This is a genomic window from Citrobacter sp. Cpo221, from assembly GCF_030332345.1.
Lineage (GTDB): Bacteria > Pseudomonadota > Gammaproteobacteria > Enterobacterales > Enterobacteriaceae > Citrobacter > Citrobacter portucalensis.
In genome coordinates, this window is record NZ_JAOWIA010000062.1 from 39,606 (window position 1) to 54,496 (window position 14,891).

The 14,891-nt window shown below is 53.7% G+C and carries 14 protein-coding genes; 7 read left to right on the plus strand and 7 right to left on the minus strand.

The window, feature by feature from the left end; translation table 11 throughout:
* Positions 1-46 precede the first annotated feature (46 nt).
* A complete protein-coding gene (gene cho / locus OGY72_RS22880; RefSeq protein ID WP_286549727.1) occupies positions 47-934 on the plus strand; it encodes an excinuclease Cho in 888 nt (295 codons plus the stop codon).
* On the opposite strand, the gene ves is transcribed toward cho, so the two are convergent.
* From ves to astC, 7 genes are all read right to left on the minus strand, one after another.
* Positions 894-1,469 (minus strand): environmental stress-induced protein Ves, encoded by a 576-nt coding sequence (gene ves / locus OGY72_RS22885; protein WP_079938538.1) that lies wholly within the window; start codon positions 1,467-1,469, stop codon positions 894-896. The two genes, cho and ves, sit on opposite strands and share 41 nt — an antisense overlap.
* Before the next feature lie 353 nt (positions 1,470-1,822).
* A complete protein-coding gene (spy, locus tag OGY72_RS22890) occupies positions 1,823-2,308 on the minus strand; it encodes an ATP-independent periplasmic protein-refolding chaperone Spy (protein WP_003832537.1) in 486 nt (161 codons plus the stop codon).
* A 349-nt stretch (positions 2,309-2,657) separates the two neighbouring features.
* The gene (gene astE / locus OGY72_RS22895; RefSeq protein ID WP_286549730.1) at positions 2,658-3,623 is read right to left on the minus strand and encodes a succinylglutamate desuccinylase; all 966 of its coding nucleotides are present in this window, start codon (positions 3,621-3,623) and stop codon (positions 2,658-2,660) included.
* Positions 3,616-4,959, minus strand: coding sequence for an N-succinylarginine dihydrolase (astB, locus tag OGY72_RS22900; RefSeq protein WP_286549732.1), 1,344 nt, complete (start codon positions 4,957-4,959; stop codon positions 3,616-3,618). Before astB ends, astE begins: the two co-directional genes overlap by 8 nt.
* Positions 4,956-6,434, minus strand: coding sequence for a succinylglutamate-semialdehyde dehydrogenase (gene astD, locus OGY72_RS22905; RefSeq protein ID WP_126318345.1), 1,479 nt, complete (start codon positions 6,432-6,434; stop codon positions 4,956-4,958). Before astD ends, astB begins: the two co-directional genes overlap by 4 nt.
* Positions 6,431-7,465 carry an arginine N-succinyltransferase gene (gene astA / locus OGY72_RS22910; protein ID WP_003832529.1) on the minus strand — a complete coding sequence of 345 codons (1,035 nt, stop codon included), beginning with the start codon at positions 7,463-7,465 and terminating at the stop codon, positions 6,431-6,433. The genes astD and astA overlap by 4 nt, the downstream gene beginning before the upstream one ends.
* On the minus strand, positions 7,462-8,682 hold the full coding sequence (gene astC, locus OGY72_RS22915) for a succinylornithine/acetylornithine transaminase (RefSeq protein ID WP_286549736.1): 1,221 nt from the start codon (positions 8,680-8,682) through the stop codon (positions 7,462-7,464). Before astC ends, astA begins: the two co-directional genes overlap by 4 nt.
* A 444-nt stretch (positions 8,683-9,126) precedes the next feature.
* Between astC and xthA the strand changes: the two genes are divergently transcribed.
* The 6 genes from xthA (at position 9,127) to OGY72_RS22945 (ending at position 14,862) form a co-directional block, all read left to right on the plus strand.
* The gene (gene xthA / locus OGY72_RS22920) at positions 9,127-9,933 is read left to right on the plus strand and encodes an exodeoxyribonuclease III (RefSeq protein WP_003030642.1); all 807 of its coding nucleotides are present in this window, start codon (positions 9,127-9,129) and stop codon (positions 9,931-9,933) included.
* A 223-nt stretch (positions 9,934-10,156) separates the two neighbouring features.
* Positions 10,157-10,813: a TVP38/TMEM64 family protein gene (locus tag OGY72_RS22925; protein WP_170974252.1), complete on the plus strand. Its 657-nt coding sequence runs from the start codon at positions 10,157-10,159 to the stop codon at positions 10,811-10,813.
* Positions 10,810-11,520 carry a TVP38/TMEM64 family protein gene (locus OGY72_RS22930; RefSeq protein WP_063941485.1) on the plus strand — a complete coding sequence of 237 codons (711 nt, stop codon included), beginning with the start codon at positions 10,810-10,812 and terminating at the stop codon, positions 11,518-11,520. The genes OGY72_RS22925 and OGY72_RS22930 overlap by 4 nt, the downstream gene beginning before the upstream one ends.
* Before the next feature lie 32 nt (positions 11,521-11,552).
* Positions 11,553-12,722 (plus strand): ABC transporter substrate-binding protein, encoded by a 1,170-nt coding sequence (locus tag OGY72_RS22935; RefSeq protein WP_286549738.1) that lies wholly within the window; start codon positions 11,553-11,555, stop codon positions 12,720-12,722.
* Positions 12,695-14,230 (plus strand): ABC transporter permease family protein, encoded by a 1,536-nt coding sequence (locus OGY72_RS22940; protein ID WP_149280855.1) that lies wholly within the window; start codon positions 12,695-12,697, stop codon positions 14,228-14,230. Before OGY72_RS22935 ends, OGY72_RS22940 begins: the two co-directional genes overlap by 28 nt.
* Positions 14,230-14,862 (plus strand): ATP-binding cassette domain-containing protein, encoded by a 633-nt coding sequence (locus OGY72_RS22945; protein ID WP_204191775.1) that lies wholly within the window; start codon positions 14,230-14,232, stop codon positions 14,860-14,862. The genes OGY72_RS22940 and OGY72_RS22945 overlap by 1 nt, the downstream gene beginning before the upstream one ends.
* The last annotated feature ends 29 nt before the right edge of the window (positions 14,863-14,891 follow it).

Sequence of the window (14,891 nt, forward strand, 5' to 3'; positions counted from 1 at the left end):
TTTCAAACTGCTATACTGGATGAATAACCAGCATCCGGAGTGAGAAGTGGTACGGCGTCAATCAGCCCCACGCCTGACATTTGAGGCAGCGGCAATCTATGAATATCCTGAACACCTGCGTCCATTTTTGAGTGCGCTTCCCACCGCACCAGGCGTCTATCTGTTTCACAGTGAAAGCGACACTATGCCGCTCTACATTGGTAAAAGTGTCAATATTCGCAGCCGCTTGCTGGCACACCTGCGTACCGCGGACGAAGCGGCAATGCTGCGTCAGGCCAAACGCATTAGCTGGATTTGTACGGCGGGAGAAATTGGTGCCCTGCTGCTGGAAGCGCGGTTGATCAAAGAACAACAGCCGTTGTTTAACAAACGACTGCGGCGCAATCGTCAGCTTTGCGCCTTGCAGCTTACCGACCGAACTGTTCAGGTTGTCTACGCACGAGATATTGATTTCTCCAATGCACCCAATCTGTTTGGCCTGTTTGCCAATCGTCGCGCAGCGCTACAAGCGTTGCAAAACCTCGCGGATGAACAACAGCTGTGCTACGGCCTGTTGGGGCTGGAACCCCTGAGTCGCGGGCGCGCCTGTTTTCGCTCCGCGCTCAAACGCTGCGCCGGAGCGTGCTGCGGGAAAGAGAGTCATGAAGCGCATCATTTGCGTCTGTTAGCGGCGCTGGAAAGAGTGAGAGTGATTTGCTGGCCATGGAGCAATGCCATTGCACTGCAGGAAACCGGCGCTGAAATGACACAGTACCATATCATCAACAACTGGCTGTGGCTGGGAGCCGTTTCAACGCTGGATGAAGCGGCTACCCTGGCGCGTATGCCGGCTGGCTTTGACCATGATGGCTACAAAATTCTCTGCCGGCCTGTTCTGTCTGGTCAATATGACATTATTGAACTGCGCCCGGAGAATGCCCCGGCATCCAGTTAATCTCGCTGAACAGCAGCTTCCCCTCGCGCTCCAGCAGTCGTAATGTGTGTTTACCATCGTGCCAGCTTGCCCCCTGGTCGGCCGTCAGCAGTTTATCGCCCAGTTGCCATGCACCACTGATAACAAACACCACGCCGCCGCGTGAACCAAAGGTCGTAAAGGTGCGATCGGCCACTCTGACTTTTGCCTGGCAAACATCTCGTCGGGTCATGATATTAAAATCCATCGACATCTGCCCTTCCGTCAGCTTTGCTTTTACCACCTTGTCGCCGGCAAAGGTAAAAGGTTGATGCTGTTTCAGGGTATGCGTAAAGATGTTCGTTTCTTCCAGGGTCACTTCTCCACCTTCCAGCAGAGTAATCACACGTTCTACGCCGGGAAAAAGAGAAAACTCACCGTTTGCTGCAATGGAGGCGATACTCGCCCGCCAGTGAAAATCTCGTGTTGCTGGCGGAAAACAGCAAATCTCACGCGTTTCTCCCGCACCATTCCGCCAGAGGTTAACCGGCATTTTGCGGATATCAAAGTATTCCATCATCCCTCCAGAAAGGAGCAGCATGGCAGCCTGCCGTAAACAGACAGCCATAAATCATCATTATTATGTTCACCCTGCAGATTATTGTTATCGGCAGCAGAGTTGATTTGCCTTAGCGATGAACCCGGCATTTTGCAAAAAAGAATAACGCGCTGATCCAGGTAGAATTTTCGCGGGCTTCAGGAGAATAGCGTGTCGTGCGTCCGGTGCAATAGGCAGAAATGAAAAAACCGCCGATCCTGCCCACATCGTTATACGTGTTGTGGACAAGAGCGGCGGTCTTGAGTTTGGTTTCACACTGTGCGGCAATCAGCGCGACACAGTGTGAATGATTTAGTGTAGACGCTGATCGATTACTCGGCAGCTTCCGGCATTTTACCTTTCTGCGCTGCACGTTCTGTCAGACGCTTCTCAAAATTGGCATTAAACTGCTTTTTCTGTTCCGGGGTCAGAATGTTGTAAATTTTGTTCTGAGTTTCCATATGCGCCAGCATGTTGGCTTTGCGCTGTTCTTCCATCTTCGCAATCTGCGCTTCGGCTTTCGCTTTATCGAAGCTATCGCTGGCGATGATGTCGTGCATTGCACGGCGTTCTTCCAGCGGCGGACGTTTCATCTGATCGCGCTGGCCTTTCATGATTTCGCGGATCTGCTGTTTCTGTGCGTCAGTCAGGTTCAGGTCTTTAAACATCATGTCGTGATGCGGGGCAAATTTGCCGTTGTGATGCATCATCGGTTTAGCATCCGCTGGTGCAGCTGTTGTAGTGTCAGCAGCATGAGCCAGGTTCGCAGCACCCAGCGCCAGAGTAGAGGCAACAAACAGAGCAGTCAGTTTACGCATAATTTCTATCCTTTCTTTCAGTTATTTTTACGACACTCATGCGACTCTTATGCAATGTGATGTCGTGTTGACGAGATTAACTTTACCGGCTTAAGCGTCAATTAATCAGAGCAACGGTAAAACAGTGAAAGTGTAAAAAACAAACTTTCATCAATTATGAAGAAAAAAAGAATAAATTGCGGAGAGTTGCAATAAAAAATTACAACAGGATGATTTTGAAAGGATTATGAAGAACTATACCTGAACCCTGTTTATTAAGAAAGCAATTCACCAGGAATAATCCGTAATAAATAAAAACAGCACGCAAAAATAAGCCCTAAAGGATAATCCTGCAGGGCGAATATATTGATCACAACTTTTCGAGCATCAATCCGGCACGTAAACCACAGGCCACGTTAGGGTTGGGAAAGAGAACGTATTCAACATCATGGGTGACGATAAAACGTTCATCTCCGTCCTGCGCCAGCAAGGTGCCTTCTTTAAAGGGGGTAAAGTTTAGCGTCTGGTTATCCATGTGGAGAATGAAATCATTGCTACGACGCGTGATTTGCGACACCACGCGATAACGCAGCGGGGATATTTCTCTCGTCGACACCCGTTCACCCCGCAGCAGTTTCTCCAGTGCGTCTGCCGTTTGTGCAAACTGGGTGAGATCGTTTTGTCCAAACGGCAGCGCTTTACCCAGTTCCAACGTACAGGCCAACGCACCAAAATGTTCCCCGCTAAAATGGGTGAACGTGCCGCCAGGCGTCTGATGGAAAACCAGCGCTTCCAGTCCCGCGTCTCCCAGCCATTCAAGGAAATCCTCGTCCCAGGCAACGTTGCGTTGTGGCAATACGCCAAAGCGCAGATGCTGTGAACCGCGAATCGCGGTGTGCAGATCCAGATGCCAGCGTACTGGCTCTTTCGCCCGCGAATAAAAATCTTCCAGACACAGCTCAAGCTCATGGGCTCGGTGCGTGTCTTCACTCGCGGTAAAAATCTGCCACCGGCCGCCGAACATACGATTCAGGTCGCTATGACAATACCGTTTTCCCGCAGCCAGCGCCTGCGGGTTTCCCAGAATCACCAGCAGCCGCCATGTCAGTGTCAGCTCGCCGCTAAACAGCCTGGAAAGCAATGAATCGAGTATCTCTACCGGCGCGGTTTCATTGCCATGGATCCCCGCAGACAGCACCAGAGAATGTTCAACGGGTGCAAGCGGCGTCAGTTCCAGAATTCCGTGACCGATCCACTGCCAGTCAAAACCATGAGTGGTTCCTTGCGTTTTCTCTGGAGTGGCGCCTGCGAGCGTGATCGCCAGAAAGTTATCCATGGCGCATCCCCTCCTGCTGGAAAGGATACACTGAGCCGAGGTTGAGCAATTGCGTCAGCGTATCCAGCGCTTCACGCCCCTCGCGCAACAGCTGTGGGTCGGCAAGGTCGGCAGCGGTAAGACGATCGCGATAGTAACGGTCAACCCAGTTATTCAACGTGTTAAACAGCGTGTCGTTCATGATAACCGCCGGATTCACCGCCTGCTGTTCCTGCGGAGTGAACACCACTCTCAGGCGCAAGCATGCCGGACCACCGCCGTTGGACATACTTTCACGCAGATCGAATACCCGCAGGTCATCGATCGGATTGTCTTCCTCGAGAAGCCGGTTCAAATACCGCCACACGCCAGCATGCTCCCGACACTCCTGCGGCAGGACCAGCATCATCGAACCGTCATCACGGCTCAGTAACTGACTGTTAAACAGATAAGTGGTCACGGCATCCTGCACCGACACTTCCGCTGTCGGGACTTCCAGCGGGGTAAAACCTACCACCTGGCTGCGCAACTGCTCTAACAATGCCTGCTGTCTGACAAACGCCTGCTGATGACAAAACAGCACCTGGCGATTCGACACCGCAATCACATCGTTATGGAACACGCCAAGATCGATAACGTCCGGGTTTTGCTGAGCAAAAATGCGCTGATGTGGGTTGACCTGATTCAGTCGCGCGACCGCCTCGCTGGCCTCACGGGATTGCCTTGCCGGATAGCGCTTCGGTTGGGATGCATTGCCTTCTTCACGACCGTAAACAAACAGCTGTACGCCGGGGTCACCGTAATCTCCACCCAGGCGGTTATGGTTTGCCGCCCCTTCATCGCCAAATAGCGCAACCTGGGGTAACGCACCGTGGACCGCAAAGCTATTCTCATCACGGAAAATCGCCCGTAACAATGCTTCGGTAGTAGGCGCTTCCAGTGAACGGTGGAACTTATTATTCAGATTCGCCACCGTCAGATGCACTTTCCCGTCCAGCGAGTCTGCCGAAGGGCAAACCGTCGCCGCATTCGCTACCCACATAGGCGATGCGGAGCTGGCACTGGAGAGCCAGTGAGGCGCCTGACGCGACACTTTATCCAGCACCTGTTCGTCACTGCCGCTAAAACCCAACTGACGCAGAACCGGAATATAAGGCCGCTCGTGGGGCGGGATCACCGCCTGAGGAAATCCTGCATCCGCCAGTGCTTTCATCTTTAGCAGACCTTGCTTTGCCGCCAGACGCGGGTTCGACACCTGAAAACGATGTTTGGTTGAGGCCTCATTACCAAATGACAATCCAGCATAGTGGTGAGTTAGCCCCACCAGACCATCAAAATTTACCTCACGGGCTTTCATAGCTTATCCTCGCGAGAAAAATCCAGCCCGGGGCTAAGCGCCGTTGGCAGCGTTAAGGCTGGTGATTCCAGACTTGCCATCGGCCAGGCGCAATAATCTGCGGCATACCACGCGCTGGCGCGATGGTTCCCGGAAGCGCCTACACCGCCAAACGGTGCGGTACTCGCAGCGCCGGTTAACGGCTTATTCCAGTTGACGATCCCTGCCCGCGCCTCCAACAGTAGCTGTTCGAACTGGCCGCGATCGGGCGAAACTAACCCACACGACAATCCAAAGCGAGTGTTGTTCGCCATACGAATCGCATCATCAAAGCTGTCATAACGCCAGACGCCGAGCAGCGGACCGAAAACCTCTTCATCAGGTACGTTCCCCGCCCCGGTCAGTTCGATGATTCCAGGGGTCAGCAGTGACGTTCCGGCATTTACCAGACGTGGCGCTAACAGCGTACGGCCGCCCAACGACGCCAGACGCTGCCAGGCATCATAGACGTGTTGCGCTGCTTGTTCGGAAATTAGTCCACCCATAAATGGCTGCGGTTGTGCATCCCAGTTGCCGGGCATTAAACGCTGACTAACCTCCACCAGACGCGTCAGGAACGCATCACCCTGCGCGCCTTTTTTTACGAGCAGGCGGCGGGCACAGGTACAGCGCTGTCCGGCGGTGACAAATGCGGACTGAATGGTCAGATGCACTGCGGCATCAATATCTTCCGGATTCTCAATAATCAGCGGGTTGTTGCCCCCCATCTCCAGGGCAAGGATTTTTTCCGGCTGGCCGGATAACTGCTTATGCAGCTGATAACCGGTATTCGCACTGCCGGTAAACAGCAGGCCATCGAGGTCTTCCAGCGCACTCAGCGCCTGCCCCGTTTCACGTCCGCCCTGCACCAGATTCAGCACGCCCGGCGGCAACCCCGCCTGCTCCCACAGTTTTGTAACTGCTTCACCGGTCCACGGCGTCAACTCGCTGGGTTTGAAAATCAACGTATTGCCTGCCAGCAATGCCGGAACAATATGACCATTGGGTAAATGACCGGGGAAGTTATACGGACCAAAAACCGCCAGCACGCCGTGTGGGCGATGGCGCAACGTTGCCGCGCCATCCGGTAGTTCACTATGCTGCTCACCGGTACGGGCATGGTAAGCTTTGACGGAGATGGCGATTTTATTGATCATCGCCGTCAGTTCAGTCGCGGCTTCCCAATGAGGTTTTCCGGTTTCCTTGGCGATAATCTGAGTTAGCTCGGCTTTATTGCTTTCCAGCAATAAAGCAAACTTTTCAACAATAGTCTGGCGTGCGCTGAAAGGCTGTTTAGCCCAACCGGCAAAGGCTGCGCGTGCGGCCTGGCACGCTTGCGTCACCTGCGTTGCATCTGCATCATTACCGTGCCACAGCACATCACCGCTTACCGGGTTGGTTTTCACCCGACGCTCGCCCAGCCCCGTCACCCAGTCACCGTTTATCCATAGTGTCATGCTGTTTTCTCCTCTGCACAAAGACGTACAAAACGTACATGGTCGCCAGCGTGGCATTTCAGGGCGTCCAGTTGCGCCGCCGTCAGCACCAGACGTTGGGTATCCGGGTCTGCGCGAACCAGCATGACGCGGAAGTTTTGATAGTTTTCATTGGCAACCAGACAGGCCGGATATTCGCCGGTTGCTGGCTGACCTTCGGCCACTTCCACCAGCCTGCTTTTACGAATAGCCCGAACCCGGTCAATATCGCATTCCAGCGTTGGCCCGCCGTCGAAAATATCGACATAGTTGCGGTAGCGAAATCCTTCTTTCTCCAGCACCGCCCGCGCCGGGGCAGTTTGCGGATGCACCTGACCAATCACGCCTTGCGCTTCATCAGACAGAAAATGGGTATAAATAGGATGCTTGGGCATCAGTTCAGCAATAAAGGCTTTCTGTCCTGTCCCGCAGAGAAAATCCGCCCGGCTGAACTCCATTGAGAAAAAGCGTTTACCGAGGCTTTGCCAGAACGGCGAGTAACCGTGCTCATCAATCACGCCGCGCATTTCGGCCACGACTTTCTCATTAAATCGGTCGCGAAAGGCCGCCATAAACATAAAGCGCGATTTTGACAGCAAATAGCCGTTGCCTTCTTTTCGCCAGTCCGGATCGAGAAACAGAGTACAAAGCTCGCTGCTACCTGTGTGATCGTTACTCAGAAACAACGTCGGCAGCGCGTTATAGACATTCAGCTCTTTCGAGGCGTGGACAAGGGTACCAACCCGGTAGTTGTACCAGGGATCGTTAAGCCCTACCGCCACCTCAATGGCGCAAATCCCGGCCACGGTTCCGCTGGTACTGTCTTCAAGCACAAACACATATCCCTGCTCACTTTTTGGCAACTCACCGCGCCAGGTTTGGAGTGAACGTTCGATACGCGCCATCAGCGTAGCTTCATTCGCCGGTAGCGAGGTCAACCCGCCGCCGGTCTTACTGGCAAGCTGCATCAACGCGGTGATATCCGCGCGTTCAATGGGACGAATCACCATCATGATGAACCCCCTGCTTTAATGCGTTCGCAGGCCAGCGCAAAGCGATCCAGTCCGGTGGCGACTTCTTCTTCGCTGACGTTGAGCGCTGGCGCAAAACGCACCACGTTAGCGCCAGCGATCAGTACCATCACCCCGGCAACAGCCGCTTCTTGCGAGATGAGTTTCGCTTTCCCGGCAAATTCCGCGTTCAGCACGCAGCCGATCAGCAGTCCGAGTCCACGAATTTCACTAAACAGTCCAAAACGTTCGTTAATGGCGTTTATACGCTCCACAAACCAGTCGTGGCGCTGTTTTACTCCGTTGAGCACTTCTGGTGTATTCACAATTTCCAGCAATTTACCTGCCACCGCCGTCGCCAGCGGGTTTCCGCCGTACGTTGTACCATGTGTACCAACCGTCATCACACTGGCGCAACGCTCTGTCGCCAGCAGTGCGCCGATGGGGAAACCACCGCCCAGCGCTTTTGCTGTCGTCAGCAGATCCGGCGTCACGCCGTAGTGCATATAGGCATACAGCTCCCCGGTACGGCCAACGCCGGTCTGAACTTCATCAAAAATCAGCAGCGCATTATGGCGATCGCATAACTCACGTAGCCTCTGCAAAAAGGCTTTTGTTGCCGGTACCACACCGCCTTCACCCTGCACAGGCTCCACGATAACCGCACAAGTAGTGTCATCAATCAGTTGGCTGGCAGAATCGAGATCGTTGTATACGGCATGACGGATATCCGGCGGCAGCGGCGCGAAATCCTGTGAGTAGGCAGGTTGTCCTCCGGCGCTGACGGTAAACAGCGTGCGGCCATGGAAAGCATTTTTAAACGCTACAATCCCGCTCTTCTGGCTGCCAAAACGATCGTGGGCATATTTACGCGCCAGTTTTAGTGCCGCTTCGTTGGCTTCTGCGCCGGAGTTACAGAAGAAAATGCGCTCGGCGAAGGTGGCGTCAATCAGCTTTTTCGCCAGACGCAGTACCGGCTCGTTGGTGTAGCCATTTCCCGTATGCCAGAATTTGCTCGCCTGGTCGTTTAATGCCTCGCGCAATGCCGGGTGGGCGTGACCCAGCGCGTTAACCGCAATGCCTCCCGCGAAATCGATATACTCTTTACCCTGTTGATCCCACAGACGTGAACCTTCACCCCGCACCGGAATAAAAGGGGCCGGAGCATATACGGGCATCATCCATTCATCAAATTTTTCACGCGTAATTGACAGAGACATAGCGACCTCAACGGTAAATAAAAGGTTATTTATATGTTAATAAATATAGTGTTTGCGGTGTAAATGTAGATTGCAGGGTTCGTGCCAGCCAGCGAAAAAAGTGCATAAACGGAGGTCGATGACGGAATATCAACAGGTTACAACGTGGCGATATTCACTGTATGTGCATATAAAGTGAATATGTTTGCGCATCAGGCGACTAAACAGAGGAAAAAACGCAGTTTTATTCAGTCGCCAAATATAATTCTGGAATTGTGATCGTATACGAAATTTTTCGGAAATTATTGCTCCATTCCGACGCGCTTCGCGCCAAAACGGTGCAGTTTTTGCTCCATCGTTAACACCATTAGCAATCATTGTTGGAATCAGGTGACAAGAAGCAGTCAGCCTGCAGAAATTCTGCTACCATCCTTGCACTATTCATCTTGCAAAGTGGCAGCGACTATGAAATTTGTCTCTTTTAATATCAACGGCCTGCGTGCCCGTCCCCATCAACTGGCAGCCATTGTCGAAAAACACCAACCGGATGTTATTGGCTTACAGGAGACAAAAGTCCACGACGATATGTTCCCTCTCGAAGAGGTAGCAAAGCTCGGTTACAACGTCTTTTATCACGGCCAGAAAGGTCATTACGGTGTGGCGTTGTTAACGAAAGAAACGCCAATTGCGGTACGTCGTGGCTTCCCGGGCGATGACGAAGAAGCGCAGCGTCGTATCATCATGGCAGAAATTCCGTCCCCTCTGGGCAGCATCACGGTGATCAACGGCTATTTCCCGCAGGGCGAAAGCCGTGACCATGAAACCAAATTCCCGGCCAAAGCCGCGTTTTATCAGAACCTGCAAAACTATCTGGAGACTGAACTGAAGCGCGACAATCCGGTATTGATCATGGGCGATATGAATATTAGCCCAACCGATCTCGATATCGGCATTGGCGAAGAAAACCGTAAACGCTGGCTGCGTACCGGTAAATGTTCCTTCCTGCCGGAGGAGCGTGAGTGGATGGAACGCCTGCTGGGCTGGGGTCTGGTGGATACTTACCGTCACGCAAATCCTGAAAAGAATGACCAGTTCTCGTGGTTCGACTATCGCTCAAAAGGCTTTGACGATAACCGTGGCCTGCGTATCGATCTGCTGCTGGCGAGCAACCCATTGGCGGAACGCTGCGAAGAAACCGGCATCGACTATGAAATTCGCAGCATGGAAAAACCGTCCGACCATGCGCCTGTATGGGCTAAATTCCGCGTCTGACCTTCTGCGTCTTTTTACTCTCCAGGCCCGGTCTGGAGAGTCTGTTTATTCTGTGCAAAATCAATAAAGTGACGGTAATACATTGTTACGGCCGGGAATTTATTATATCTTCGCGCGCGCTTTTCGCTGATGAAAATGCTCCATTGCACTCGGTTTTACAGGAGAACCCCCATGAAAAAGAAGTTCGCATAAAGCAGAATACCGGCTGCTGATTGTCGCGGTCCTGTTCTGCGTTCTGGCGGGAGTTTTCCATCATTATGGTCTGACCGACCTGATAACCAATTTCCATCATTTACAAGACGTCATCCGCCAAAGCGGTATGTTCGGCTATACGCTTTATATCCTGCTTTTTATTGTTGCTGCGCTGTGTCTGATTCCAGGCAGCATCCTGGTGATCGTCGGCGGTGTGCTGTTTGGCCCCGTGGCTGGGACGCTTATCTCGTTAGTGGCTGCAACCGTGGCCTCAGCGCTGTCGTTTTTGCTGGCTCGCTGGCTTGGACGGGATCTACTACTGAAATACGTTGGGCACACGGCGACGTTTCAGGCTATCGAAAAAGGCATTGCCCATAGCGGAGTAGACTTTCTGATCCTGACCCGGCTCGTGCCGCTGTTCCCCTATAATATTCAAAATTACGCCTATGGGCTGACGGCCATTCCGTTCTGGTCATTTACCGTAATATCGGCACTTACCACCTTACCCGGCATCTTTATCTATACGCTGATGTCGCATGAACTCGCCAGCGAAGGCATTACCCTGGTATTCATCGGTAAGCTCAGCGTGGCAGGGCTGGCGTTATTCGCCCTCGTTCAGGCAGCCAAAGCCTGGGCCCGATATAAGCATATCGATCCGTCAGCCAACCATGAGTGTACAGGTAAATGATAAAACGGAATAAAGCGCGGCTGGCTCGCTATTACCGGGTGGGTTTGATTGCTCTGCTACTGCTCGGGCTAATGGCATGGGCATGGATACCTGGCGTGAGTGATTTTCTCCACGGCAGCCTGGCAGCATTTACCACACTCGATCAGCATGCTCTGGAAAACTTTATTCGTTCTTATGGAACCCAGGCGGCGGTGGTGTCGTTCTTCCTGATGATCTTACAGGCCATCGTTGCACCGCTTCCTGCGTTTGTGATCACGTTTGCCAATGCCTCGCTGTTTGGCGCATTTTGGGGCGGCGTACTATCCTGGAGCAGCGCAATGGCAGGTGCGGCGCTGTGCTTTTTTATTGCCCGCATTTTAGGTCGCGGTGCGGTAGAAAAGCTGACCGGAAAAACGGTGCTGAACAATATGGACGCTTTTTTCGAGCGCTATGGTAAGCACACTATTCTGGTCTGCCGCTTGTTACCTTTTGTGCCGTTCGACCCGGTAAGCTACGCGGCAGGCCTGACCTCAATTCGTTTTCGCCATTTTTTCATCGCCACCGGTATCGGACAGTTACCCGCCACCATCGTCTACTCATGGGCGGGAAGCCTGTTAACCGGCGGCACATTTTGGTTTGTGACGGGTCTGTTTGTCCTGTTTGCCCTAAGCGTGGTGATATCGGTGGCGAGAAGCCTTTATCTTGAGCGTCAACGGAAAAAAAGCTGAGACCTTCCCCCATTTTTAACCATGGAGATATTATGCGTTACTGCTTATTGTGTCTGAGTTTGTTGCTCTGCCCGCTGGCGACGTTTGCCCAGGACGCCAGCTGGCAACAAATCAAAAATGACGCCCGTGGTCAAACGGTGTGGTTCAACGCCTGGGGTGGCGACAATGCAGTTAACCAGTATCTCAACTGGGTTAGCGGCGAGATGAAAACGCACTACGACATTAACCTGAAAATCGTGCGCCTGGCAGACGCTGCCGATGCCGTAAAACGCATCCAGACGGAAGCGGCATCCGGGCGAAAAACCGGCGGCTCTGTCGATTTACTGTGGGTTAACGGCGAAAACTTCCGTACGCTAAAAGAAGCCGGGCTACTGCAAACCCAGTGGGCGCAAACGCTGCCTAACTGGCGCTATGTTGATACACAAAAACCGGTGACCGAAGATTTCTCCGTTCAAACAGAGGGGGCTGAATCACCGTGGGGCGGTGCCCAACTCACTTTTATTGCCCGGCGCGATCTTACCGCGCAGCCGCCACAATCTCCGCAGGCACTGTTTAAATTCGCGCAGGCGCACCCTGGCACGGTGACCTATCCACGCCCGCCCGACTTTACTGGAACGGCTTTTCTTGAGCAGTTGCTAATTTCGCTCACCACCAAACCACAGGCATTGAAAGTTGCGCCAGATACAGCGACATTCGCCGAAGTTACCGCGCCATTGTGGCAGTATCTTGATACTTTGCATCCTGTACTTTGGCGTGAAGGCAAAGATTTTCCGCCCACGCCAGCACGAATGGATGCACTGCTCAATAGCGGTACCCTGCGTTTATCATTGACCTTTAACCCGGCCCACGCGCAGCAAAAAGTGGCGAGCGGCGAATTGCCTAAAAGCAGCTACAGTTTTGGTTTCTCACAGGGCATGCTCGGCAACGTGCACTTTGTTGCCATTCCGGCGAATGCCCACGCCAGTGCCGGAGCAAAAGTCGTGGCAAACTTCCTGCTTTCTCCTGAAGCACAACTGCGCAAAGCTGACCCGGCTGTCTGGGGAGATCCTTCGGTGCTTGATCCACAAAAATTGCCTGACGAACAGCGTGATGCGCTGCTGGCGCGGATCCCACAGGGGCTCCCTGCCGTGTTGCCAGAACCGCATGCAGCCTGGGTAAACGCTCTGGAACAAGAATGGTTACGCCGCTACGGTACGCATTAATTCTGCTACTCTGGGCCATCATGGCGGCAGTTTATCTGCCGTTGGCGCCAGCGGCATGGTCTCTGATAACACCGGCGCTTAGTACCACACACTGGCTGGCGCTCTTTGCCGATCCTCAACTCCCGCAGGCGTTACTGGCAACGCTGGTTTCCGTCGGCCTCGCGGCTGGGGGCGCGCTGATCATCGCGCTGCTGGCGATCCTCGCCTTGTGGCCCGGCGCAGGCTGGGTACGTCTGTATACGCGTCTTCCTTGGCTGCTGGCAATTCCGCACGTTGCCTTCGCCACCAGCGTGCTGTTGGTTTTTGCTGAAGGCGGCATACTTTGGCAATGGCTCCCGTTCCTCAGCCCACAGCCGGACCGCTACGGCATTGGACTTGGCGTAACGCTGGCGGTGAAAGAGAGCGCTTTTTTGTTATGGATTCTCTCGGCCCTACTGAGTGAGAAACAACTTTCTCAGCAGGTTATCGTATTGGATTCGCTGGGTTACAGCCGACTGCAATGCCTGAACTGGCTGGTTCTGCCCGCTATCGGCCCGGCATTAGGTAAAGCTATGCTGGCGATTGTTGCCTGGTCACTCTCCGTTGTTGATGTGGCAATCGTTCTTGGCCCCGGCAATCCGCCAACGCTTGCCGTATTGAGCTGGCAGTGGCTCAGTCAGGGCGACGTCGAACAGCAGGCGAAAGGCGCACTTGCCAGTCTGTTACTGGTGCTGTTGCTCCTTGTTATCGCGCTGGTGGGTTATCTGCTCTGGCGTGCCTGGCGACATACTATTCCGGCAGTAAACGGTGAACGCCAGCATTTTTCATCTATGACAATCGCACGCCCGCTGGTACAGATTTTGCCCGTCAGCGGTGTGGTATGCGCGCTGGTACTGGCGCTTATCGCCAGCTATTCCTCGCTAAACAACGAGGCGCTCAACAATAGCCTGCAACTGGGGCTCCTTTCCAGCGTGCTGGCGCTACTGATACTTTTTGCCTGGCTGGAATGGGGTCCACAAACCGGACACCGCTGGGTCTGGCTACCGCTCATTTTGCCTGCGCTACCACTGGTAACCGGACAATATCTGCTGGCGTTAGATGCCGAACAAGATGGACTGATGACGACCATTATCTGGGGCCACCTGCTGTGGGTGATGCCCTGGATGCTATTTGTGCTTAAACCGGCTTGGCAGCGCATTGACCCACGATTAATTTTGATTGCGCAAACCCTGGGCTGGACGCGGGGGCGGATATTCTGGCTGGTGAAATGCCCGCAGCTGGCGCGCCCGGCATTGATTGCCTTCGCGGTTGGCTTCTCGGTCAGTATCGCCCAGTATATGCCAACGCTGTGGCTAGGTGCCGGACGCTATCCCACATTAACCACCGAAGCGGTGGCATTAAGCAGCGGCGGTAGCAGTGCGATTCTGGCAACACAAGCGTTGTGGCAGCTGCTTTTACCACTGCTCGTTTTCGCACTTGCAGCCTTTCTCGCCGCGTGGATCGGCCGCTTTCGACAAGGACTCCGCTAATGCTTACTGTACGAGGCGTTTCGTTGTACCAGGGCGCGAAAGCGCTGGTGAAAGACGTTAATTTTCAGGTTAACAAAAGTGACATCGTCACTATTATGGGACCTTCCGGCAGCGGGAAATCTTCGCTGTTTTCATGGATGATCGGGGCGTTGTCTCCCCAGTTCCAGGCCTCAGGCGAACTGTGGCTTAATGAACGACGCATCGATACGTTACCTACCGCGCAGCGCCAGATTGGCATTTTGTTCCAGGATGCGCTGCTGTTTGACCATTTCAGCGTTGGGCAGAATTTACTGCTGGCCTTACCCGCCAGACTGCAAGGTCCTGCCAGGCGCCATGAGGTAGAAAGCGCCCTCGCACGCGCGGACCTGGCAGGATTTTATTCACGCGATCCGGCTTCGCTCTCCGGTGGGCAGCGTTCGCGGGTCGCCCTGCTCCGCGCGCTGCTGGCGCAGCCCCAGGCGCTGTTACTTGATGAACCCTTTAGCAGGCTGGATGCGTCGCTACGCGATAACTTTCGCCAATGGGTCTTCACCGAGGTGCGTAAGCTGGGGATCCCGGTGGTACAGGTGACCCATGACGCGCAGGACGTGCCGCCTGCAGGCCGCGTATTTCAGATGGAAAACTGGGCGTGAATGTGTCGATATGCTGCGTTAACGCAAGG